Source organism: Micromonospora sp. NPDC002575, from assembly GCF_042889525.1.
Taxonomy (GTDB): domain Bacteria; phylum Actinomycetota; class Actinomycetes; order Mycobacteriales; family Micromonosporaceae; genus Micromonospora; species Micromonospora carbonacea.
In genome coordinates, this window is record NZ_JBIARA010000022.1 from 1 (window position 1) to 24,107 (window position 24,107).

Genomic DNA, 24,107 nt, shown 5'->3' on the forward strand with positions numbered 1-24,107 from the left:
CGAGCTGGCCGACTTCGGCGTGGTGGGCGACCTGTTCAAGGTCGTGCCGCAGGCCGCCGAGGAGATCCGCAAGCGCAAGTGAGCCACCCCCGGGGTGACCCGGGCGAGACGCCGAAGGGGGCCACCCGGGATCGGGTGGCCCCCTTCGCGCGAATGTCGACGGGGAGCTGATCGGCGGGCCGGGGAGCTGATCCGGCCCGCCGATCAGCCCGTCAGGGCGCCCCTCGACAGGCTGTCGCCGGAGTGGGCGGGCTGGTCGTCGTGCTGCTCGGCGGACGTCCACCACCGGGCAGGTCCGGAGGCCGACGTTTGGCGGCAACGGTAGCAGCGCGTCCCCCGTGCCGGAATCCAGCACGCCGATCGAGAGCATCCGCACGGTCGCCGGGTCGATGAGCCAGACCTCGTAGTACCCCGATACCGCCGGGGCATTCGTGGAGCACGCCCGGCTCTGGCCCGCGTGGTCATCCGGCCCGGGATGTGACGAATCGAGGTTCCTGAACGCCTGAAGTGGTGTCGGACCTGTCTCCGCACCCCCGCCCGCGCCCCGGGGTCTCCCCGCCCCGGGGCGCGGGCGACCTCCGGGGTCGGGCCGGCGCAACCCCGGTCAGTAGGCTGAACGGCGATGGCATACCTGGATCACGCGGCGACGACTCCGATGCTCGACGAGGCACTGGAGGCGTACGTGGCCGCCGCTCGCGAGGTCGGCAACGCGTCGTCACTGCACGCGGCGGGCCGGCGCGCCCGCCGCCGGGTGGAGGAGTCCCGCGAGCGGGTGGCCGCCGCGCTGGGCGCCCGCCCCTCCGAGGTGATCTTCACCGGCGGCGGGACGGAGAGCGACAACCTGGCGGTCAAGGGCATCTTCTGGGCCCGCCGGACCGCCTCCCCGGCCCGCCGCCGGGTGGTCTCCAGCGCCGTCGAGCATCACGCCGTCCTCGACGCGGTCGACTGGCTGGCCGAGCACGAGGGCGCCGAGCTGGGCTGGCTCCCGGTGGACGCCGCGGGCCGGCTCGACCCGGAGGCGCTGCGCGCCGAGCTGGCCGCCCACGGCGACGCCGTCGCCGTGGTCACCGCGATGTGGGCCAACAACGAGGTCGGCACCCTCCAGCCGGTGAGCGCGCTCGCCGCCGTCGCCGCCGAGCACGGGGTGCCGTTCCACACGGACGCGATCCAGGCGGTCGGCCAGGTGCCCGTCGACTTCGCCGCCAGCGGCGTCTCCGCGCTGACGGTCACCGGGCACAAGCTCGGCGGCCCGGCCGGGGTGGGCGCGCTGCTGCTCGCCCGCGACGTCGCGGCCACCCCGCTGCTGCACGGCGGCGGCCAGGAACGCGACGTGCGGTCCGGGACCCTCGACACCGCCGGCATCGTCGCCTTCGCGGTCGCCGTCGAGGCGGCGGTGAAGGGCCAGCAGGAGTACGCGGCCCGCGTCGCCGCCCTCCGCGACGACCTCGTGCGGCGGGTCCGGCACGCCGTGCCCGAGGTGGTCTTCAACGGCGACCCCGACGACCGGCTGCCCGGCAACGCGCACTTCTCCTTCCCCGGCTGCGAGGGCGACGCGCTGCTGCTGCTGCTCGACGCCCAGGGCATCGCCTGCTCCACCGGCTCGGCCTGCTCGGCCGGGGTGGCCCAGCCCTCCCACGTGCTGATCGCGATGGGCGCCGACGACGACCGGGCCCGCTCCTCGCTGCGTTTCACCCTCGGCCACACCAGCGGGCAGGCCGACGTCGACGCGCTCGTGGCGGCCCTGCCGGCGGCGGTGGAGCGGGCCCGCCGCGCCGCCGCCCTGCGCGCGCCCCGCTGACCGCCCCGCTGCCCCGGGCAGCCGCGCCGGGCCCGGTAGGCTCGAAGCCGGGGAAGGGAGCGTGACGCGGTGAAGGTGTTGGCGGCCATGTCCGGCGGGGTCGACTCCGCCGTGGCGGCGGCGCGGGCCGTGGAGGCCGGGCACGACGTCACCGGCGTGCACCTGGCGCTGGCCCGCAACCCGCAGACGTACCGCACCGGGGCGCGCGGATGCTGCACGCTGGAGGACTCGCGGGACGCGCGCCGCGCCGCCGACGTGCTCGGCATCCCGTTCTACGTGTGGGACATGGCCGACCGGTTCCACGCCGACGTGGTCGACGACTTCGTCGCCGAGTACGCGGCCGGCCGCACCCCCAACCCCTGCCTGCGCTGCAACGAGAAGATCAAGTTCGCGGCGGTGCTGGACCGGGCCGTGGCGCTGGGCTTCGACGCGGTGGTCACCGGCCACCACGCCCGGCTCGGCCCCGACGGGCTGCTGCGCCGCAGCGTCGACGCGGCCAAGGACCAGTCGTACGTGCTCGCGGTGCTGACCCGCGCCCAGCTCGACCGGTCGGTCTTCCCGCTCGGCGACTCGACCAAGGCCCAGGTCCGCGAGGAGGCGGCCCGGCGCGGCCTCGCCGTCGCCGACAAGCCCGACTCGCACGACATCTGCTTCATCGCCGACGGCGACACCCGGGGCTTCCTCGCCGGCCGGCTCGGCGAGGCCCCGGGCCAGGTGGTCGACGCTCTCACCGGCGCGGTCGTCGGCAGCCACACCGGCGCGTACGCGTACACGGTGGGGCAGCGCCGTGGCCTGCACCTGGACCGGCCGGCCCCCGACGGCCGCCCCCGCTACGTGCTCTCCATCACCCCGAAGACCAACACCGTCACCGTGGGCCCGGCCGAGGCGCTGGAGGTCTCCACGGTGCGCGCCGAGCGTCCCGTGTGGACGGGCGGCGAGCGCCCGGCCGGGCCGATCGAGTGCGAGGTGCAGCTGCGCGCCCACGGCGACGTGGTCCCCGCCACCGTCGAGCTGACCGGCGACACGCTGCGCGCCGAGCTGCGCCGCCCGGTGCGCGGCGTCGCCGCCGGCCAGGCCGTCGTCGCGTACCGGCCGGACCCGGCCGGCGACGTCGTGCTCGGCTCGGCGACCATCGCCGGCTGACGCGACGCCCGGCTTCGCGACCATCGCCGCGTGCCGCCGGCCGCCGACCGGTACCCTTCGCCCGTGACAGCTAGCGCGTGGCCCTGGCCCCTCGGCGCGGCGACCGGCATCGGCTCGCTGCCCGGCACCGACATCGCCGAGGCGCAGCGGATCGTCCTCGGGGAGCTGCCCGCCCTGCCCCACCTGCCCGAGCTGCCGGCGCGCGGCCCCGGCGCGGACCTGATCGGCCGCACCGGCGGCCTGCTGGTCGAGCTGCCCGTCGAGCTGTACGCGGCCCGCTGGCGGGTCGCCCCCCGACCGGGGCGGGACCTGCGCCGGGCCCGGGACCTCATGGAACGCGACCTCGACCAGCTCGCCGAGCAGGCCGAGGAGTACGCCGGCCCGGTCAAGGTGCAGGCCGCCGGCCCGTACACCCTGGCCGCCGGGATCGACCTGCCGATCGGCGGCCGGATGCTGCGCGATCCGGGCGCGGTGCGGGACCTCGCCGGTTCCCTCACCGAGGGGCTGCGCGCCCACCTCGCGGCGGTGGCCCGCCGGCTGCCCCGGGCCTCGGTGCTGCTCCAGCTCGACGAGCCGTCCCTGCCGGCCGTGCTGGCCGGGCGGGTGCCCACCGAGAGCGGCTTCGGCACGTACCGGCCGGTGCCGCAGCCCGACGCGGCGGACCTGCTGCGCACGGTGGTCGAGGCCGTCGGCGTGCCCGTCGTGGTGCACTGCTGCGCGCCGGACGTCCCGCTGGAGCTGATCCGCTCGACCGGCGCGGCCGGGGTCGCGCTGGACCTCGCCCTGGTGAAGGACCTGGACCCGCTCGGCGAGGCGATCGACGCCGGGCTCGGGCTGCTGGCCGGCGCCGCGCCGGCCACCCCGCCGCCCGGCGGTCGCGCGCCGACCTCCGCCCAGGTCGCCGACCAGGTACGTCAGCTCTGGGACCGCCTCGGCTTCCCCCGCCGCCGGCTGCCCGAGCAGGTGGTGGTCACCCCCGCCTGCGGCCTCGCCGGGGCCACGCCGCAGCACGTCCGGGCGGTGCTCGCGGCGTGCCGGGACGCGGGCCGGCGACTCGCCGAGGACTGAGGTTTCCTGTCGCACCCCGTGGGCAGGATGACGGGATGATCGGTCAACTGCGAAGCACCGTCATCGACTGCCCCGATCCCCGTGCCCTCGCCGCCTTCTACGCCGAGCTGACGGGCCTGCCGCTGGCGGAGGGTGACTCCGACGGCGACGACTGGGTGGTGCTCGGCGGCCCGGTGGGGCAGCAACCCCGGCTGGCCTTCCAGAAGGCGCCCGACCTGCGCCCGCCGACCTGGCCCGACCCGGAACGGCCGCAGCAGCTCCACCTCGACGTCACCGTCACCGACGTCGAGGCGGCCGAGCGCGCGGTGCTGGCGCTGGGCGCGCGCCGGCTCGACGGCGAGGGGGAGGGGTTCCGGGTCTACGCCGACCCGGCCGGCCACCCGTTCTGCCTCTGCTGGGACTGACCCGCCCGGCTGTGTCCCGTCGCATGGCGGGGACCGCCGGGGCGGGGCATGATCACACGGGTGATCGACTCCTCGCTCCGGCGGGCCTCCGGCTCGCTGCTCGGCCTGGCCTACGGTGACGCGCTGGGCCGCCCGACCGAGTTCCTGACCGTCGCCGAGATCCACCGCCGGTACGGCCCGTCCGGCCCCCGGGAGCTGGAGGGCGACCCGGCGCTGGTCACCGACGACACCCAGATGGCGCTGGCGGTGGGCTGGGCGCTGCACGACGCGCCCGCGCTCACCCCGGCAGCGGTCGAGCCGCTGCTGCGCGAGCGCTTCCTGGCCTGGGCGGTCAGCCCCGACAACAACCGCGCGCCGGGCATGACCTGCCTGCGGGCCTGCGCGGAGCTGTCCCAGGGCGTGCGCTGGCAGGAGGCGACCGTGGCCGGCTCGAAGGGCTGCGGGGCCAACATGCGGGTCACCCCGGTCGGGCTGCTCGCCGTCGACCTGGACACCCTGGCCGGTCTCGCCCAGCTCCAGGCGGGCCTGACCCACGGCCACCCGACCGGGCTGGCCGCGAGCGAGCTGACCGCGTATGCGGTCCGACTGCTGCGCGACGGCGCGGCGCTGGCCGAGCTGCCGGCGCTGCTCACCGACCGGGCCCGGGAGCAGCGCCGGGTCTACCGGTCGGACTGGCTCGGCGACCTGTGGCAGCGCCCCGGCGTCGACTCGCCGCAGGAGTTCATCGCCCGCGGCTGGGACGAGTGCCTGGGGGCCCTGGGCCGCCTGACCACCACCCTGACCCGTCCCGACGACGGCGACGACCCGTGCCGGCGTACCGGCGAGGGATGGGTGGCCGAGGAAGCGCTGGCGACCGCGTTGCTCTGCGCGCTGTGGCACGCCGACGACCCGGTCGGCGCGCTGGCGCGCGGCGCGACCACCGCCGGCGACTCCGACTCCATCGCGGCCCTGGCCGGCGCGTTCGTCGGCGCGGCACACGGCCTGCCGGCCTGGCCGACCGACTGGGCCACCCGCATCGAGTACGCCGACCAGCTCGCCGCCCTGGCCGCCCCCCTCGACTGACTGCTCCCGGCCGACTGCCTCTCGACCCGCCCTCCGAGCCGGCGGCGGGTCGAGGGCGGATGACTGCTGCCGGGACATGGGGAGCTGAGTCGAATACGACATCAGCGCCCTGCGAAGCAGCCCGGACCACGGGCGGCGACACGCTCGGCGGTGCGCCATCGGCCCGGTGGGGGTGTGTCGGAGCGCATCGGACACAGCGCAGCGTTCCCAGGGATACGCAGCGGCAGGACAGGCAGTGTGCCGAAGCCCGGGTGGGCGCGGCCTGGCGGGCGGGCTCGGCGGCGGGGGCCTGGCGGTGGGTGGCTCGGCGGTGGGTGGGGGTGATGTCGTTGGTGACTCAGCTCCCAAGGCACCGCAACTGCGCATGTTCCCTCGCGTGTGACGCCGGCTGCTGCGCCCAGGCCGCGGATTGTCCCACCGTCCCGATACGGTGCGGGGGTAGCGTGAACAGGGAGGTCGACGCGGTGTCCGAAGCCGGCAGCATGTCCGAGGAAGCCGTTCCACAGCAGGTGAGCCCGGCGCAGGAGGCGGCGGCGGGCCCCGAGCCGACCCCCGAGGCACGGGAGCGGCACGCCACCCTCAGCCAGGAGCTGACCGAACACCAATACCGCTACTACGTGCTGGACGCGCCCACCGTCTCCGACGCCGACTTCGACCGGCAGTTGCGCGAGCTGGAGGCCCTGGAGGCCGAGTTTCCCGCCCTGCGCACCCCCGACTCGCCGACCCAGCGGGTCGGCGGGACCTTCTCCACCGACTTCACGCCGGTCACCCACGCCGAGCGGATGCTGTCCCTCGACAACGCGTTCGCCGACGAGGAGCTGGCGGCCTGGGCCGAGCGGGTGGAGCGGGACGCGGGCGGCCCGGTGCCCTACCTCTGCGAGCTCAAGGTCGACGGGCTGGCGATCAACCTCACCTACGAGCAGGGTCGGCTGGTGCGGGCCGCCACCCGGGGCGACGGGCGCACCGGCGAGGACGTCACGGCCAACGTCCGCAGCATCCGCGACGTGCCGGCCCGGCTGACGCCGTCCGACGAGTTTGCCGACGTGCCCGAGTTCGTCGAGGTGCGCGGCGAGATCTACTTCCCGATCGCCGGTTTCGCCGACCTCAACGCGAGCCTCGTCGAGCAGGGCAAGGCGCCCTTCGCCAACCCGCGCAACGCCGCTGCGGGCAGCCTGCGGCAGAAGGACCCCCGGATCACGGCGTCCCGGCCGCTGCGGCTGGTGGTGCACGGCATCGGCGCCCGTCGTGGCTACACCCCGACGGCCCAGTCCGAGTCGTACGCGGCGCTGCGCGCCTGGGGGCTGCCGACCAGCGACCGGTGGCGGGTCGTGCCCGACCTGGCCGGCGTCGCCGAGTTCATCGCGTACTACGCCGAGCACCGGCACGACGTCGAGCACGAGATCGACGGCGTGGTGGTCAAGGTCGACCCGGTCTCCATCCAGGGCCGGCTCGGCTCGACCAGCCGGGCCCCGCGCTGGGCGATCGCCTTCAAATACCCGCCGGAGGAGGTCAACACCAAGCTGCTCGACATCGCCGTCAACGTCGGGCGCACCGGCCGGGTCACCCCGTACGCGATCCTGGAGCCGGTCCTGGTCGCCGGGTCCACGGTGGCCCAGGCCACCCTGCACAACGCGCACGAGGTCGAGCGCAAGGGGGTGCTGATCGGCGACACGGTGGTGATCCGCAAGGCCGGCGACGTGATCCCCGAGGTGCTCGGCCCGGTGGTCGACCTGCGCCCCGCCGACGCCCGCCCGTTCGTCATGCCCACCACCTGCCCGGCCTGCGGCACCGGCCTGCGGCCCGAGAAGGAGGCGGACGTCGACATCCGCTGCCCCAACAGCCGCAGCTGCCCCGCGCAGCTACGCGAGCGGGTCTTCCACCTCGCGGGCCGGGGCGCGTTCGACATCGAGGTGCTCGGCTACAAGGGCGCGGCGGCGCTGCTCGACGCGCACGTCATCACCGACGAGGGCGACCTGTTCAGCCTCGACGCCGAGCGGCTGGCCCGGTCGCCGTTCTTCGTCAACAAGGACGGCAGCCTCGGCAGCAACGCCAGCAAGCTCCTCGACAACCTCGCCGTGGCCCGGGAACGCGACCTGTGGCGGGTGCTGGTCGGGCTCTCCATCCGGCACGTCGGCCCGACCGCCGCCCAGGCCCTCGCCCGGCACTTCCGGTCGATGGCGGCGATCCAGGCCGCCAGCGAGGAGGAGCTCTCCTCGGTCGACGGCGTCGGCCCGACGATCGCGGCCAGCATCGTCGAGTGGTTCACCGTCGACTGGCACCGCGAGGTGGTCCGCAAGTGGGCCGAGGCCGGCGTACGCATGGCCGAGGATGCCGTCGACGAGGGGCCGCGCCCGCTGGAGGGGCTCACGGTTGTGGTGACCGGCACCCTGAGCGGGTTCTCCCGAGACCAGGCCGCCGAGGCGATCCAGGTGCGGGGCGGCAAGGTCACCGGCTCGGTCTCCAAGAAGACCGGCTTCGTGGTGGTGGGCGACAACCCGGGCTCCAAGGCCGACAAGGCGGCCACCCTCAAGGTGCCGGTGCTCGACGAGGACGGCTTCCGGGTCCTGCTCGACCAGGGCCCGGACGCGGCCCGGGAGGTCGCCCGGGTCGGCGAGTGACCCGGGCGGGAGCGCGGCAAGCCCCGCGACGGGCGGTCGCCGGTGCGCCTTGCCCGGACCTGGCCGCGTATACCAAGTTAGTTACGACTACGACCGATTCGCGGCTGTCATCTCTGAAAAGCGGCACCCAGGGCGTTTCATGGTGGTCACGGCGGGCGCAGGGCCCGCCGTGACCGCTGCCCGGGAGGTGCGATGGAGGCCGCCGATCCGCGAAACTCCGTCCCGCCGGGACGGGTGACGCCCTTCTTCGGCTTCGTCGCCGCCGTCGCCGCGCTGGCAGTGCTGCTCTCCGCCGGGCCGCTGGCCGCGCTGGCGGGCCGGCTCGCCGAGCTGCCGGCGGCGTTCTGGACGATGGCGGCGCTCGCCGTCGTCTGCGACGCGCGGCCGTTCGTGCCGCCCGGGCGGCGGCAGTCCTCGGCGGTCTTCCCGTCCACCTGCTTCACCTTCGCCATCCTGCTCGGCTGGGGGCTGGGCCCCGCCGTGGCCGTGCAGACCGTGGCGGTGGTCGTCTCCGGCTGGCGGATGGGGCACGCCGCGTGGCGGTCCGGCTTCAACGCCGCCCAGTACGCCTGCGCCCTCGCCGCCGCCTCGGCGGTCACCGCGCTGGGGCCGGGGAACATCTTCGCCGGCGGGCGGCTGCGCGCGGCCGACGTGGCGGCGGTGGGCGCGGCGACCGCCGTCTGGTTCGCGGTCAACTACGGCCTGGTCAGCACCGCCCTCCGGCTGCGCTTCGCGGACCGCTGGTGGCCCGGCGTGCGGTCCGGCCTGGGCTACGAGCTGATCTCCACCGGGTCGCTGCTGCTGCTCGCCCCGGTGCTGGTCGCCGCCGCCCGGGCCAGCGCCGCGCTGATCCCGCTGGTGCTGGTGCCGCTGTTCGCGGTCTACCGGATGGCCCGGCTCGCCGCCGAGCAGGAACAGCTCGGCGCGCTCGACCCGCTCACCGGCCTGCCCAACCGCAAGGCGCTGCTGGCCGAGGTCGCCGAGCAGGTCCACCTGCACGCCGAGCGGTCCGCGCGCGACGAGCCGGACGCCCACCTCGCGCTGCTGCTGATCGACCTGGACCGGTTCAAGAACGTCAACGACGCGCTCGGCCACGCCGTCGGCGACCGGCTGCTGATCGAGGTCAGCGCCCGGCTGGCCGGCGCGGTGGGCGAGCGGGACCTGCTCGCCCGCCTCGGCGGGGACGAGTTCGCCATCGTCAGCACCGGGCTGGCCGGCGTGGACGCCGCCCGCGCCACGGCCGAGCGGCTGGTCGCCGCGCTCGCCGAGCCGGTGTCGCTGGACGGGCTGCCGCTGGACGTCGGCGGCTCCATCGGCATCGCCATGTATCCCGAGCACGGCGAGGACTTCGCCACCCTGATGCGCCACGCCGACGTCGCCATGTACGACGCCAAGCACCGCAACGACACCATCGCCGTGTACGCCGCCGAATCCGACCACAACTCGGCCGAGCGGCTGGGACTCCTGGCCGACCTGCGGCGCGTACTCGAGGCGGGGCCGGCCGGGTCGGCGGAGCGCGACGCGCCGGTCGGCGCGCGCGGCGGGGACGGGGCCGCGCTGCCGGCGGCCCTGCCCGCGGCGGCGGGCGGACCGGTCGACGCGGGCCGGCCGGCGGCGGTCGGGCCGGGCCGGTGGTGGGCCCGCCGGCACCGGGAACGCGCGGAGCCGGACCACCCCGACGACCTGATCAACCGGATCGTCACCGCCGCCGACCCGATCCGCCGGCGGGCCGCCGAGCCCGCCGCCGAGCCGGGCGGGTCGGGCGTCGAGGGGCCGGTGCCGCAGGCCGGGCCGGCGCGCGGCGACGCGGACGGCGTCGGGCGGATCACCATGTACTACCAGCCCCAGGTCGCCATCGCCACCGGCGAGGTCGTCGGCGTGGAGGCGCTGCTGCGCTGGCGGCACCCGCGCCGGGGCATGGTCGACCCGGAGGAGCTGATCCGGGTCGCCGAGCAGAGCGCCGTGATGCGGCTGCTCACCCGCCGGGTCGTCGACGACGTGGTGGAGCAGCTCGCGAAGTGGGCGGGGGCCGGGATCACCCTGCGGGCCGCGCTCAACGTCAGCGTCCGGGACCTGCACACCGGCGAGATCGCCGACCAGATCGCCGACCGGCTGGCCCGCTACGGCGTCCGGCCCGACCGGCTGCAACTGGAGATCACCGAGGGCGCGCTGATGGCCGACCCCCGGCGGGTGCTGGCCACCATCTCGCGGCTGCACGCCATCGGCGTGGCCATCGCGCTTGACGACTTCGGCACCGGCTACTCGTCGATGCAGCATCTGCGTCGGCTGCCGCTGTCGGAGGTCAAGGTGGACCGGTCGTTCGTGCTCGGGATGGCCGACGACGCCGACGACGCCGCGATCGTCCGGTCGATGATCGAGCTGGCCGGGGCGCTCGGGCTGCGCGTCGTCGCCGAGGGCGTGGAGGACGAGCGGACCTGGCGGCTGCTGCACGCCGCCGGCTGCGACGTGGCGCAGGGGTGGTTCTACGCCCGACCCATGCCCGCCGGGGAGCTGACCGACTGGCTCGCCCGCTACCGGCCGCTGCGGCCGGCGGCCCGCGAGGCGGAGAGCCGGCCCCCACAGGCCCGGTGACCCCGCCGCCGCGCCGGCCGCAGGGGGAGCCGGGGACGCCCGGCCGGTGCCGGGCAATAGACTCGCTGCGGTCACCGCGCGTCATCGTCGTTCCCGGCGCACGGCAGGCCACCGCCAGATGCAGCACGACAGACAGCCAGAAGGGGGCACTGATGGCCGCCATCTCCCGCGAGGAGGTCGCGCACCTGGCGCGACTGTCGCGGCTCGCCGTCACGGAGGAGGAGCTGGACACCTTCGCCGGCCAGCTCGACACGATCCTCCAGGCGGTCGCCCAGGTCGGCGAGGTCGCCGCGGCGGACATCCCGCCGACGTCCCACTCCGTGCCGTTGACCAACGTGCTGCGCGAGGACGTGGTGGTGCCCGGCCTGACCCCGGCCGAGGCCCTGTCGGGCGCGCCCGACGCCGAGGAGCAGCGGTTCCGCGTCCCGCGGATCCTGGACGAGGATGTGGCGTCATGACCGACCTGACCAAGCTGACCGCCGTCGAGCTCGCCGGCCTCGTCGCCGACGGCCAGACCTCGGCGGTCGAGGTGACCCGGGCCCACCTGGACCGCATCGCCGCCGTCGACGACCGGGTCAACGCCTTCCTGCACGTCGACGCCGACGGCGCGCTCGCCGCCGCCCGCGCCGTCGACGAGCGCCGGGCCGCCGGCGAGGAGCTCGGCCCCCTCGCGGGCGTGCCGGTCGCCGTCAAGGACGTGCTCACCACCAGGGGCGTGCCGACCACCGTCGGGTCGAAGATCCTGGAAGGCTGGCGTCCGCCGTACGACGCGACGATCGTGCAGCGGCTGCGCGCCGCCGGCACGGTGATGCTCGGCAAGACCAACATGGACGAGTTCGCGATGGGCTCCTCCACGGAATACTCGGCGTACGGGCCGACCCGCAACCCGTGGGACACCGACCGCATTCCCGGCGGCTCCGGTGGCGGCAGCGCCGCCGCGCTCGCCGCGTACGAGGCGCCCCTGGCCATCGGCTCGGACACCGGCGGCTCGATCCGCCAGCCGGGCGCGGTCACCGGCACCGTCGGCGCGAAGCCCACCTACGGCGGCACCTCCCGCTACGGCCTGGTGGCGTTCTCCTCCTCGCTGGACACCCCCGGCCCGTGCGCGCGTACGGTGCTCGACGCGGCGCTGCTGCACGCGGCCATCGGCGGCCACGACCCGCGCGACTCCACCTCCATCCCGCAGCCGGTGCCCGACGTGGTCGCCGCCGCCCGGCTCGGCGCGACCGGCGACCTGACCGGCGTGAAGCTGGGCGTGGTCACCGAGTTCTCCGGCGAGGGCGCGGAGCCGGGCGTCGCGGCGGCGTTCCGCGACTCCGTCGACGCCCTGGCCAAGCTCGGCGCGGAGATCGTCGAGGTGTCCTGCCCCCACTTCAAGTACGCGCTGCCGGCGTACTACCTGATCGCCCCGAGCGAGTGCTCCTCCAACCTGGCCCGCTTCGACGGCGTCCGGTTCGGCCTGCGCGAGGGCGACGACGGCAACCGGTCCCTCGAAGAGGTCATGTCGCTGACCCGGGACGCCGGCTTCGGCCCCGAGGTCAAGCGCCGGATCATGCTCGGCACGTACGCCCTCTCCTCGGGCTACTACGACGCCTACTACGGGCAGGCGCAGAAGGTCCGCACCCTGATCACCCGGGACTTCACCGCCGCGTTCGAGCGGGTCGACGCGCTGATCTCGCCGACCACCCCGTTCGTGGCGTTCCCGATCGGCGCGCGCACCTCCGACCCGTACCAGATGTACCTGGCCGACCTCTACACCATCCCCACCAACCTGTACGGCGGGCCGGGCATCTCGGTGCCGTGCGGGCTCTCCGAGGGGCTGCCCGTCGGCCTCCAGGTCATGGCCCCGACGATGGCCGACGACCGGATGTACCGGGTCGCCGCCGCGCTGGAGTCCGCGGTCGGCACGTTCACCCCACCGGCACTGTGAGGCAGGAGCACCGATGAGCACGACCACCTTGCCCGCGTACGACGACGTCGTCGCCCGCTACGAGCCGGTGATCGGCCTGGAGACCCACGTCGAGCTGGGCACGAACACCAAGATGTTCTGCGGCTGCCCGACGGACTTCGGGGGCGAGCCGAACACCCGGGTCTGCCCGGTCTGCCTGGGCCTGCCCGGCTCGCTGCCGGTGGCCAACAAGGCGGCGATCGAGGCGACGATCCGGATCGGCCTCGCGCTCAACTGCTCGATCGCCTCGTGGTGCCGGTTCGCCCGGAAGAACTACTTCTACCCGGACATGCCGAAGAACTTCCAGATCAGCCAGTACGACGAGCCGCTCTGCGTCGACGGCTACCTCGACGTCGAGGTGGGCGGCGAGCTGGTGCGCATCGGCATCGAGCGGGTGCACCTGGAGGAGGACACCGGCAAGACCCTGCACGTCGGCGGGGCCACCGGCCGCATCCACGGCGCGACGGAGTCGCTTGTCGACTACAACCGGGCCGGCATCCCCCTCGTGGAGATCGTCACCAAGCCGGTCCCCGGCACCGGGGCGCTGGCCCCCGAGGTGGCCCGGGCGTACGTCACCGAGCTGCGCGACGTGATCCGCTCGCTGGGCGTCTCCGACGTGCGGATGGAGGAGGGGTCGCTGCGCTGCGACGTCAACACCTCCCTCAACCTGCCCGGGCAGGAGTGGGGCACCCGCACCGAGACCAAGAACGTCAACTCGCTGCGTTCGGTGGAGCGGGCGGTCCGCTCGGAGATGCTGCGGCAGGCGTCGGTGCTCGACGCGGGCGGCCGGATCGTGCAGGAGACCCGGCACTTCCACGAGGACACCGGCGACACCACCCCGGGCCGGTCCAAGGAGACCGCGACGGACTACCGCTACTTCCCGGAGCCGGACCTGGTGCCGCTCGCCCCGGACGCCGCCTGGGTGGCCGAGCTGAAGGCGGCCCTGCCGGAGCTGCCCCGGCTGCACCGCCGCCGCCTCCAGGAGCAGTGGGGCCTGTCCGACGCCGACATGCAGTCGGTGCTCAACGCCGGCGCGGTGGAGCTGATCGAGGCGACCGTCGCCGCCGGGGCCACCCCCGCCGCCGCCCGCAAGTGGTGGCTGGGCGAGCTGTCCCGCCGGGCCAACGAGACGGGCGTGGAGCTGGCCGACGTCGGGGCCACCCCGGCGCAGGTCGCCGAGCTCCAGGGCCTGGTCGACGCCGGCAAGCTCAACGACAAGCTGGCCCGCGCCGTCCTGGAGGGCGTGGTGGCCGGCGAGGGCTCGCCGACGGAGATCATGACCGCCCGGGGCCTGGAGGTCGTCTCCGACACCGGCGCGCTGACCGCCGCCGTGGACGAGGCGATCGCCGCCAACCCCGACATCGCCGAGAAGATCCGCAGCGGCAAGGTCGCGGCGGCGGGCGCGCTGGTCGGCGCGGTCATGAAGACCACCCGCGGCCAGGCCGACGCGAAGACCGTCCGCGAGCTGATCCTCTCCCGCCTCGGCGCCTGAGGTGTAAGGAGGGGCCCCTTGTTAACGCTTTCTGTATAGGAAGGGCCCCCTCCTAACACCCCGCACACCCCCACCCCCCCACCCCCCACACCCCCCTCGCGGGGCGTCAACGGCGACGCCCGGATGGAGCACCTCCGTGAACCAGCACGACCTCGACGTCCTCGACGAGATCCAGCGCCGGGTGCTCTGGCTCGCCACCCGCATCGTCGACGCGGCCAACCACGACCGGGACACCGGCGACGGGGTGAAGGTCGGCGGGCACCAGGCGTCCAGCGCGTCGCTGGTCACGGCCATGACCGCGCTGTGGTTCGCCCACCTCGACGCCGCCGACCGGGTCGCGGTGAAGCCGCACGCCTCGCCCGTGTTCCACGCGATCCAATACCTGCTGGGCAACCTCGACCGGTCGTACCTGACGCGGCTGCGCGCCCGGGGCGGCCTCCAGTCGTACCCGTCGCGCACGAAGGACCCCGACGGTGTCGACTTCTCCACCGGCTCCGTCGGCCTCGGCGCCGCCGCGCCGCTGTTCGCCGCCGTCACCCGCCGGTACGTCGACGCGCACTTCGGCGCGCGCCCCCGCTCCCGGTTCGTGGCCCTGATCGGCGACGCCGAGCTGGACGAGGGCAACATCTGGGAGGCCGTCGCCGACCCGGCGACCACCGGGCTGGGCAACGTGATGTGGCTGGTCGACTTCAACCGGCAGTCCCTCGACCGGGTCGTGCCCGGGGTGCGGATCAACCAGTGGCGCGGCCAGTTCGAGGCCGCGGGCTGGCACGTCGTCGAGGTCAAGTACGGCCGTCGGCTCGCGCAGGCGTACGCCCGGCCGGGCGGGGCGGCGCTGCGCGACTGGATCGACGCGATGCCCAACGAGCAGTACCAGTCGCTGTTTGGGCTGGCCGGGCCGGCGCTGCGCCAGCGGTTCTGCGACGGCGCGCCGGCCGGCATCGCCGAGCTGATCGCCGACGTCGCCGACGACGAGCTGGCCCCGCTGGTCACCGACCTGGGCGGGCACGACCTCCAGGCGATGCTCGACGCGTACGCCCAGTGCGACGCGGTCACCGACCGGCCCAGCGTCGTCTTCGCGTACACCGTGAAGGGTTGGGGGTTGCCGATCGCCGGCAACCCCCGCAACCATTCGGCGCTGCTCACGACCGCGCAGGTCGACGCGCTGCGCGCCGCCCACGGCCTGACCCCCGCCACCGAGTGGGACCGCCTCGACCCGGCGTCGCCGGCCGGCATCCGGGCCGGCGCGCGCCGGGAGGCGCTGTCCCGACCGCCGGCCGGGCGGGCGCTGCCGGTCACCGTGCCGGAAACCACGAGGGTACGCGCGAACAAGCCCGTCTCCACCCAGGAGGTCTTCGGCCGGGTGCTGGTGGAGCTGGCCCGCGACGAGGCGGTCGGCCCCTACCTGGTGACCACCGCGCCTGACGTGGCCACCTCCACGAACCTCGCCGGGTTCATCAACAAGACGGGGGTGTTCGCCCCCACCGAGCAGCGGTCCTGGACGGAGGACCGGATGCTGCGCTGGACCGAGAGCCCCGCTGGGCAGCACATCGAGCTGGGCATCTCCGAGATGAACCTGTTCCTGCTGCTCGGCCAGCTCGGCCTGTCCTGGGACCTGTCGGGGCAGCCGCTGCTGCCGGTCGGCACGGTCTACGACCCGTTCGTGCTGCGCGGCCTCGACGCCTTCCTCTACGGCACCTACTCGGGCTCCCGGTTCGTGGTCGCCGGCACCCCGTCCGGCGTCACCCTCGCTCCCGAGGGCGGCGCGCACCAGTCCACGATCACCGCGTCGGTGGGGCTGGAGCTGCCCGGGGTGACGTTCGTCGAGCCCGCGTACGCGGCCACCCTCGACTGGCTGCTCTGCGACGCCCTCGGGCAGATCGCCGCCGGGGGCGCGCCGGCCAGCACCGCCGCGCCGGCCGAGGACGGGGCGTACTACTTCCGGCTCAGCACCCGCCCCATCGACCAGGCGCCCTTCGAGGCGGCCCGGGCCCGGCTCGGCGACGCGGTGCTGCGCCGGCAGGCGGTCGCCGGGGCGTACCGGCTGGTCGACGCGCACGCGGCGCACCCGGAACTGGCCGACGCGCCGGTGGTGCAGCTCGCCGCCTCCGGCGCGGTGCTGCCGGAGGTGCTGGCCGCCGCCGCCGAACTGGCCGAGGAGGGCGTGGCCGCGCACGTCGTGGACGTGACCAGCCTGGACCGCCTCTACCGGGCCTGGCAGCGCACGCTGCGCCAGGGGGTGCGGACGGCCACCGTGCCGAGCGTGCCGGGCGCGCTGCGGTCGGCGTTCGCCGACCGGGTGCCGGTGGTGACGGTGCACGACGCGGCGTCGCACGCGATGGCCTGGCTCGGCTCGGCCGTGGGCGCCCCGGCGGTGCCGCTGGGCGTGGACGAGTTCGGCCAGTCGGGCAGCGTCCGCGAGCTGTACGAGCTGCACGATCTGTTGCCCGGCAGCATCGTCAACGCGGCCCTGGCCGCCCTCTCGCTGCGCTGACTGCGAGCCCCGCCCGTCGCGCCCGCGCCGCCCGCCCCGCCCGCCGGGGCGGTGGCCCGTCGCGCTCCGTGCTCGGTGGCGTGTCGTCGCGTTCCGTGATCGCCTCTGTCGCTCTCACCCCGCCCTGCTCTTCCTTTGCTCTGCACCCGCGGGCGCAACACTGGCGATGGCCAGCGGAAACGGTCGGCGTCCCCCGATTGATCCTTGCTGGGGTGATTGCCGAGGGTGACTGTTGCGTCAATGGGTGCAGAGCAAAGGGGTCGGCAGGGCGGGGTGGCAGGTGCGCCTCGGTTACCCATCGTCACGGCCGCCCGCAAGGGCCGGGTCAGCGGGTCGGGGTCGGGGTGACCGGCACCTGGGCGCCGGCCTTCGGGTTCTGCACCACGTGCCGCTCCAGGTTGACCTGCGCCTGGCCGGTGCCGCCGACGGTGATGTCGTCGTACGCCTGGAGCAGCTTGTCCTTGTCGAAGTAGAGCACCGTCATCGACAGCGGGGTGGGCTTCTCGCCCTCCAGGCCGCGCAGCCCCGCGCCGCCGGTGGACCCCTCCACCATCAACTGCGTCGGCATCTTGCCCGGCACCTCGGGCAGCTTGGAGACCTGCCGGGCGTGGGTGTGCCCGGCGAGCACCAGCGGGCAGGTGCCCGACAGCGGCCCCGCCGACGCCGGGTCGTGCACCAGCGCGATGTTCACCGGCTTGGGCGATTCGCGCACGGTGGCGGCGAGCTGGTCGCCGGCCCCGATCACCTGGGCGGCCACCTCGCTGGTGAGGCCGCTGCCGGCCGGGGAGGTCTCCTTGTCGGGGGTGAACCGGGGATCGCCGATGCCGGCGATGGTCAGCCCGGCGACGGTGGTGGTCGAGTTGTTCAGCACGATCGCGTTGGGCTGCTGGGCCACCGCCGCGGCCGTCTTGCCCGAGTCGTGGTTTCCCCGGATGTAGACGTACGGCTTCTTGAGCAGCCCGATCGAGCCGACGAACGACGCCTCCGGCTCGCTGCCCCAGTCGGTGATGTCGCCGGTGTCGATCACCACGTCGATGCCGAACTGCTCCACGACCGTGCGGATGAGCTGCCAGCCCGTCGGGTTGAGGTGCATGTCGGAGACGTGCAGGACCCGGGTGGTGCCGGGGGCCGGCTCGTACACCGGCAGCGCGGAGACGGTGGTGTAGAGCTGGCTGACGTTGCCCACGAGGCGCTGGAGCTGCTCGGCGTACTTGGTGTAGTCGTTGGCGATCCGCCGGGCGTCGCCGACGATCGCGGGGGCGTTGACCAGCAGCCCCTCGTACCGGGGCTCCTCGATCGCCTGCGGGCGGATGGTGGACGCGGCCAGGCCGAGGCTGCCGGCGGTGACCAGCAGCGACAGCCCGCCCGCCCAGGCGGTGCGCCGGGTGTCGCGGAACACCAGACCGGCGAGGACGAGGGTGACCAGCACCGCCGCGCCGACGGTGCGCAGCCCGAGGCGCAGCACCCCGTTGCGGACGTCGGTGACGGCGGACTGGCTGGCCCGGCTGATGCTCGCCGGGTCGTCGATCAGCGCCTCGGTGCGCCGCTGGTCGAGCGCCCCCAGGCCCACGGTGAGGTGGGTCGGCCCGTCGTGGCTGTCGAGCTGGAGCGCGCCCAGCGGCGGGATGTCGACGGTGGTGCCGCCCTCCAGCGCCGGGGTGAGGCTCAGCTCCGCGCGGAACGGCCCGATGTCGGTGTGCACCCGCCCGCCGGCGAGGGTGCCGATGACCGCCCCGGCCAGGGCGATCACGAGGACGGCGAGGACCACCCCCACCCGGCGGACCCAGCCGCGCCCGGCCTTACGGGGCGCGGCTTCGCCGGCGCTGCGCTGTTCGTTCTCCTGCCCGTCCATGCTGAGATTCTGACCTGCCCAGTGAAGGATCTTGGCAAACCCGGGATTCCGGCCCTGCTGGCGGCGGCGGGTCAGCTACGGCCCGCGCCGCCGTCGGTGAAGACGAGACGCAGGATCCGGTCGTCCTCGGGGGCCGGCTGGCCCCGCCCGTCGTGGTTGGAGGTGGTGACCCAGATCGACCCGTCGGGGGCGGCGATCGCGCCGCGCAGCCGGCCGTACCGGCGGGTGAGCAGCTCCCGGGGCTGGCCGAGCACGGCGCCGGTGTCGGTCAGCTCGACGAGCCACAGGCGCTGCCCGCGCAGGCACGCGGTGACCAGCAGCCGCTCGGCCGCCGCGAGGCCCGAGCAGGACGCGTCGGAGGTGCGCCACTGCACCAGCGGGTCGGCGTACCGCCGGTCGCCGGCCTGGCCCTCGACCCGGGGCCAGCCGTAGTTGCCGCCCTTGGTGATCTGGTTGATCTCGTCCCAGGTGTTCTGGCCGAACTCGACGGCGTACATCCGCTTGCCGGCGTCCCAGGCCAGGCCCTGCACGTTGCGGTGGCCCAGGGACCAGACCGGTGAGCCGGCGATCGGGTTGCCCGGGGCCGGCTTGCCGGCGGTGGTGATCCGCAGGATCTTGCCGCCCAGGTTCTTCTGGTCCTGCGCGGCCTCCCGGTTGCCGGCGTCGCCCGTGCTCGCGTAGAGGAAGCCGTCCGGGCCGAAGGCGAGCCCGCCGCCGTTGTGGATGCCGGCCTTGGGGATGCCGGTCAGGATCGGGGTGGGCGCCCCGTCCAGGTCCAGCTTGACGATCCGGTTGTCGTCCTCGGCGGTGTGGTAGACGAAGATCGTCTGGTCGGTCGCGTAGTCGGGGGAGACGGCGATCCCCATGAGCCCGCCCTCCCCGCCGGGCACCACGCCCGGCACGGTCCGCACGGGGGTGACCGTCAGCCCCTCGCGCCCCGACCCCGGGCCGACCTGGAGGATCCGGCCGCTGTCCCGCTCGGTGACCAGCGCGCCGCCGTCGGGCAGGAACGCGATGCCCCACGGCACCCGCAGCCCCTTGGCCAGCACCGTGGTGACCACCTGCTGGCCGGCCCCGGCGGGCGCGGAGACCGACGGGGTGGGCAGGTTGGGCGGCTCGCCGGCCGGGTCCGGCTCCGGCTCGCCGAAGCTGCACCCGGCGGCGGCCAGCAGCAACGCCGCGCAGGACGCCGCGACGACCGCCCGCAGCGGGCTCTTGCGGGGGTACGGGGCACCGGTGCTCACCCGGCCCAGCGTAGCCGCCCCGGCCGCGCCGCGACGGGGCCCGCACCGGCTATCGTCGGCGTTCGTGAAGGTTTGGATCCCGCACCCCGCCGGCCGCGCCCTCCTCGGCGAGGTGCCTGCCGGGGTGACCGTCGAGGTGGCCGAGGACCCGTCGCGGTTGCCCTCCGGGGTGGCCGACGTCCGGTTCTGGGTGCCGCCGTTCCTCTCCACCGCGAACACCACCGCCCTGCTCGGGGAGCTGCCCGACCTGCGGGTGGTGCAGCTCCTCTCGGCCGGCGCGGACGCCTGGGCGGGCCGGGTGCCGCCCGGGGTGACGCTCTGCGACGCGCGCGGCGTGCACGACGTCGGCACGGCCGAGTGGGTGGTCGCCGCGATCCTGTCCCAGGTGCGCGGCTTCCCCGCCTTCGCCCTCGCCCAGTCCCGCCGCGAGTGGGCGTACGACCGGCTCTGCCCGACCGACGAGCTGGCCGGCAAGCGGGTCCTCATCGTCGGCGCGGGCTCGATCGGCGCGGCGGTGCGGGCCCGGCTGGCCCCGTTCGAGGTGACGTTCACCCTGGTCGCCCGCACGCCCCGTCCCGCCGAGGGGGTGCACGGGGTCGACGAGCTGCCGGCGCTGCTGCCCAAGGCCGACGTGGTGGTGCTGCTGGTGCCGCTGACCGACGCGACGCGCGGCCTGGTCGACGAGAAGTTCCTCGCCGCGATGCCCGACGGCGCGCTGCTGGTCAACGCCGCGCGCGGCCCGGTGGCCCGCACGGACGCCCTGGTCGCCGAGTTGGCCACCGGCCGGCTGCGGGCCGCGCTGGACGTCACCGACCCGGAGCCGCTGCCCGCCGACCACCCGCTGTGGGAGCTGCCGAACGTGCTGCTCACCCCGCACGTCGCCGGCTCGGTGCGCGGGCTGCTGCCCCGGGCGTACCGGCTGGTGGGCGAGCAGGTCCGGCGCTTCGCCGCGGGGGAGCCGCTGGTGAACGCGGTGGCGGACGGCTACTGACCCCGGCCGCCACCGGGACGGCCTGAGGCGAAGGGGCGCTGCCCCGGCAGGCCCGCGGGCAAGGGGGTCAGGCGGCCGGGCCGGGCAGGGTCTGGCCGGTGACCGCGACGAGCCGGGGCAGCTCGCTGCCGCGCACCCCGGGCAGCACGAGCAGCTCGCCGTCGTCGAGCCGGGCGACCGCCCGGCCCCGGGCGTCGGCGCTCAGCTCGACGACCCGTGCCCAGGCGACGCGGCGCTGCCCGGCCAGCGCCCGCAGGCGCAGCTCCCGGGCGTCGGCCTCGGTGCCGGCCCGCCAGGCCCAGACCCCGACCGCCAGCGGGACGAGCAGCACGGGCGCGAAATACCACCCCGCGCTGGCCAGCGGCAGGGCCCCGATGAAGGCGATCACCGCCGCGACCAGGATCGCCTGGTTGTGGCGGAAGCGGACGGTCTCGGTACGCACCCGGAGATGATCCCACCCGGCCCGCGCGGCCCGCCGGCCGGGCGTCGGATGGCCCGTGCGCCCCAGTGACCCGAATCACGCCCACCCGGCCCGCTGCGCCCGCGTCCGGCGGTGACGATGAATCGTTCCCCCGTGTTGGGCGGGATCGCCCGCCGCGCCACGCCGCTGGCGGACCCGCCCGCTGGGTGACACCGCCGATCATCCCGGCCCGGTGACCGCAACCACCGTGCCGGGACGCACCGCCGTACCGCATCCGCCCGTGCCCCCTCACGAAGGCGACCGCCGTGCCCGTCGCGTACCCCTCAGGCGTTTTCCGCCTGCGCCCCGCCGACCTGCTGGTGCTGGCGGCGGTGGTGTTGCTCGTCCTCGCCGGGCTTGCCGGCGCGGTCCCGCCGCTGGCCGTGGTGGCGCTCGCCGGGGCCGCCGGCAGCGCGCTCGCCGGGGCCCGGCTGTCCCGGCTGGTCGTCCCGGCCCGGGGCGGTGACCCCGCCGGAGACGGCGTCGGCCGGCCCGGCCCGTGGCGTGGCCCCCGCGTGCGCCCCGCCGCCGGGCTGCTCCACGCGGCGGTGCTCGCCGTCGGGTTGACCGTCGCGGTGCTGCCGCTCACCGCCGCCGGCCTGCGCGTCGCCGTCGGCGCGGCGGGGCTGGGCCTGGCCGCCGTGCTGCACACCGTCGGGCTGCTCCTGCTGCCCGGCCGCTCCCGGCTGGCGGCGCGCGCCCGGGTGCGCCACGCGACGGACATCGTCAGCCTGGGCCTGAGTCTGCACTTCGCCGCCTGGGTGCTGCTGCCGACGGAGCAGGCCCCGCTCGCCGCCCGGATCGCGGTGGCGTCCGGCGGCTTCGGCCTCGCGGCGGTCGGCGTGGCGGCGCTGGCCGACTGGCGACGCCGCCCGGGCGCGGCGATCTGCCTCCTGGGCACCGGGGCCGCCCAGTTCGGCCTGCTCGCGCTGATCGTGCTGCTGGCCTACGGCGCGCCGGAGCGGGCGGCCCTGGCGGCCGTGCCGCCGCTGGTGGTGGGCGTGCTGCTCACCGCCGCCGGGGTGCGGCGGGTGGCCGCCGGCGACCCGAGGCGGGCGGGCGGCCCGCCGCCGGTCTGGCCCCGGGTCACCGCGCCGGCGGGCATCGCCACCCTGGCTGCCGGCGCGCACCTGGCCACGTACGGCGCGTTCACCACCGGCATGGTCCTGCTCGGGCTGGCGGTGATCCCCCCGCTGGTCGTCCGGGAGCTGATCTCCGCCACCGACAACCGCCGGTACGCCGCCCGGCTCGCCGCCCAGGAGGCGCACTTCCGCGCCCTGGTCTCCGGCGGCAACGACCTGATCCTGCTGCTGGACGGCGCGCTGCGGGTGCGCTGGCAGTCCCCGGCGGCGGCCCGGCTCTTCGCCCTCACCGACGCCGACGTGCTCGGCCGGCGCTTCGTCGAGCTGCTGCACCCGGACGACGCGGCGCGGATCGCGCGGCTGCTCGACGGGGTGCTCGCGGGCGACCGGCCGACGCTGCTGCCGGCGCGGCTGCGCGACGGGAGCGGGGCGTGGCGGGAGACCGAGTCCACGGTGAGCGACCAGCGCGGCGTGCCCGAGGTCCGCGCGCTGGTGCTGCACGTGCGCGACGTCGGCGAGCGTCGCCGGCTGGAACGCGCGGTGCACCAGCTCGCCGCGACCGACCAGCTCACCGGGCTGGCCAACCGGCGGGAGCTGCTGCGCGAGCTGCACGTCCGAGGGGGCGGGTCGGGGACGCTGCTGGTGGTCGACCTGCACGGCCTGGGCGCGGTCAACGACGGCCGCGGGCACGCGTTCGGCGACGTGGTCGTGGTCGAGGTGGCCCGCCGGCTGCGCGCGGTGGCGGGCCCGGAGGACCTGGTGGCCCGGCTGGTGGGCGACGAGTTCGCGGTGCTCACCGACGCGGGCCCCGTGCTCGCGTACGGGCTGGGCACCCGGCTGCTGGCGGCGCTGGCGGAGCCGTACCGGATGGCGGGCGACGACGAGGTCCGGTTGCAGGCGAACATCGGCCTGGCCGAGGTCCGGGGCGCGGGGCCCGACGACGTGCTGCGCCAGGCGGACCTGGCCCGCCGCCGGGCCGCCCAGCTCGGGCGGGACCGCATCGAGTGGTACGACGCGTACCTGGAGGAGCAGTTGGTGCGCCGGCTCGACCTGGAGCGGGAGCTGCCCGGCGCGGTGGCCCGGGGCGAGCTGGACCTGGTATACCAGCCGGTGCTGGGGCTGGCCGACCGGCTGCCGGTGGGCACGGAGGCGCTGCTGCGCTGGCGCAGCCCGGTGCTGGGCACGGTGCTGCCGGCCGAGCTGCTGCCGGTCGCCGAGGACCTGGGCCTGATCGGCGAGGTGGGCGGCTGGGTGCTGGACCGGGCGTGCCGCCAGCTCGCCGGCTGGTCGGCCGGCGACCGGCGGCTGTGGATGTCGGTGAACGTCACCCCGGGGGAGCTGACCGCGCCGGACTTCCTGCGGCGCACGGCGGCGGTGCTGGCCACGTACGGGGTGCCGGCGGACCGGCTGGTGGTCGAGGTGGCCGAACCCCGCCTCGGACCGGAGCTGCCGGCGGTGGTGGCCCGGCTCGCCGGGCTGCGGTCGCTGGGCGTCCGCACGGCCCTGGACGGGTTCCGGGCCGAGCACGCCTCGCTGGCCCAGCTCCGCCGGCTCCCGGTCGACCTGTTGAAGCTGGCCCCGGTGGCGTCGACCGCGCACCGGCCCGGCGCGGCCGGCGCGGCCGGGGCGGTGCGGCCACCGCTGGCCGACGTGGTGGTCGGCCTCGGCCAACGGCTCGGGCTGGAGGTCGTCGCGGCGGGGCTGGAGACCCCGGCGCAGGTGGACGCGGCGGCGCGGGCCGGCTGCCGGTACGGGCAGGGCCACGCGCTGGCCCGCCCGGCGACCGCCGAGCGGGTGGAGGCGTACTTCGAGGAGTTCCCGTCGGCGTCCCGATGACCGCTGAACCGGTTAAGGCGGCC

16 protein-coding genes are annotated in these 24,107 nt (G+C 75.7%); 13 read left to right on the forward strand and 3 right to left on the reverse strand.

The genetic code is table 11. From position 1 onward, the window contains the following. Positions 1-622: 622 nt before the first annotated feature. From ACFYWL_RS26055 to ACFYWL_RS26105, 11 genes are all read left to right on the forward strand, one after another. Positions 623-1,798 carry a cysteine desulfurase family protein gene (locus ACFYWL_RS26055; RefSeq protein ID WP_386977646.1) on the forward strand — a complete coding sequence of 392 codons (1,176 nt, stop codon included), beginning with the start codon at positions 623-625 and terminating at the stop codon, positions 1,796-1,798. 69 nt (positions 1,799-1,867) lie between these two features. Next, positions 1,868-2,941, forward strand: a complete 1,074-nt coding sequence (gene mnmA, locus ACFYWL_RS26060; RefSeq protein ID WP_386977649.1) for a tRNA 2-thiouridine(34) synthase MnmA — start codon at positions 1,868-1,870, stop codon at positions 2,939-2,941. Positions 2,942-3,004: 63 nt separating this feature from the next. Then, positions 3,005-4,009, forward strand: coding sequence for a methionine synthase (locus ACFYWL_RS26065; protein WP_386977652.1), 1,005 nt, complete (start codon positions 3,005-3,007; stop codon positions 4,007-4,009). Positions 4,010-4,044: 35 nt separating this feature from the next. After that, positions 4,045-4,413: a VOC family protein gene (locus ACFYWL_RS26070; protein WP_386977655.1), complete on the forward strand. Its 369-nt coding sequence runs from the start codon at positions 4,045-4,047 to the stop codon at positions 4,411-4,413. Positions 4,414-4,461: 48 nt separating this feature from the next. After that, positions 4,462-5,475 (forward strand): ADP-ribosylglycohydrolase family protein, encoded by a 1,014-nt coding sequence (locus tag ACFYWL_RS26075; RefSeq protein WP_386977659.1) that lies wholly within the window; start codon positions 4,462-4,464, stop codon positions 5,473-5,475. 482 nt (positions 5,476-5,957) lie between these two features. Beyond that, a complete protein-coding gene (gene ligA / locus ACFYWL_RS26080) occupies positions 5,958-8,093 on the forward strand; it encodes an NAD-dependent DNA ligase LigA (protein ID WP_386977863.1) in 2,136 nt (711 codons plus the stop codon). Positions 8,094-8,285: 192 nt separating this feature from the next. After that, on the forward strand, positions 8,286-10,685 hold the full coding sequence (locus ACFYWL_RS26085; RefSeq protein WP_386977662.1) for a putative bifunctional diguanylate cyclase/phosphodiesterase: 2,400 nt from the start codon (positions 8,286-8,288) through the stop codon (positions 10,683-10,685). Between the two features lie 152 nt (positions 10,686-10,837). Continuing rightward, complete coding sequence (gene gatC, locus ACFYWL_RS26090; protein ID WP_007075103.1) at positions 10,838-11,143, forward strand: Asp-tRNA(Asn)/Glu-tRNA(Gln) amidotransferase subunit GatC; 306 nt, start codon at positions 10,838-10,840, stop codon at positions 11,141-11,143. After that, complete coding sequence (gene gatA, locus ACFYWL_RS26095) at positions 11,140-12,615, forward strand: Asp-tRNA(Asn)/Glu-tRNA(Gln) amidotransferase subunit GatA (RefSeq protein ID WP_386977666.1); 1,476 nt, start codon at positions 11,140-11,142, stop codon at positions 12,613-12,615. Before gatC ends, gatA begins: the two co-directional genes overlap by 4 nt. A gap of 13 nt (positions 12,616-12,628) precedes the next feature. Beyond that, positions 12,629-14,125 (forward strand): Asp-tRNA(Asn)/Glu-tRNA(Gln) amidotransferase subunit GatB, encoded by a 1,497-nt coding sequence (gatB, locus tag ACFYWL_RS26100; RefSeq protein ID WP_386977669.1) that lies wholly within the window; start codon positions 12,629-12,631, stop codon positions 14,123-14,125. A 136-nt stretch (positions 14,126-14,261) separates the two neighbouring features. Then, complete coding sequence (locus ACFYWL_RS26105) at positions 14,262-16,619, forward strand: pyruvate dehydrogenase (RefSeq protein WP_386977672.1); 2,358 nt, start codon at positions 14,262-14,264, stop codon at positions 16,617-16,619. A 325-nt stretch (positions 16,620-16,944) separates the two neighbouring features. Here the strand turns inward: ACFYWL_RS26105 and ACFYWL_RS26110 are convergent, their stop codons facing one another. Both ACFYWL_RS26110 and ACFYWL_RS26115 read right to left on the reverse strand, forming a co-directional pair. Continuing rightward, entirely contained in the window at positions 16,945-18,471 is a 1,527-nt protein-coding gene (locus tag ACFYWL_RS26110) for a metallophosphoesterase (RefSeq protein WP_386977675.1), read from the reverse strand. A 71-nt stretch (positions 18,472-18,542) separates the two neighbouring features. Then, positions 18,543-19,715 carry a PQQ-dependent sugar dehydrogenase gene (locus ACFYWL_RS26115; protein ID WP_386977678.1) on the reverse strand — a complete coding sequence of 391 codons (1,173 nt, stop codon included), beginning with the start codon at positions 19,713-19,715 and terminating at the stop codon, positions 18,543-18,545. A 64-nt stretch (positions 19,716-19,779) separates the two neighbouring features. Between ACFYWL_RS26115 and ACFYWL_RS26120 the strand changes: the two genes are divergently transcribed. Then, positions 19,780-20,706: a 2-hydroxyacid dehydrogenase gene (locus ACFYWL_RS26120; RefSeq protein ID WP_386977681.1), complete on the forward strand. Its 927-nt coding sequence runs from the start codon at positions 19,780-19,782 to the stop codon at positions 20,704-20,706. A gap of 67 nt (positions 20,707-20,773) precedes the next feature. On the opposite strand, the gene ACFYWL_RS26125 is transcribed toward ACFYWL_RS26120, so the two are convergent. Then, positions 20,774-21,148, reverse strand: coding sequence for a PH domain-containing protein (locus ACFYWL_RS26125; RefSeq protein ID WP_386977684.1), 375 nt, complete (start codon positions 21,146-21,148; stop codon positions 20,774-20,776). A 284-nt stretch (positions 21,149-21,432) separates the two neighbouring features. On the opposite strand from ACFYWL_RS26125, the gene ACFYWL_RS26130 reads away from it, so the two are divergent. Next, complete coding sequence (locus tag ACFYWL_RS26130; protein ID WP_386977687.1) at positions 21,433-24,084, forward strand: putative bifunctional diguanylate cyclase/phosphodiesterase; 2,652 nt, start codon at positions 21,433-21,435, stop codon at positions 24,082-24,084. The last annotated feature ends 23 nt before the right edge of the window (positions 24,085-24,107 follow it).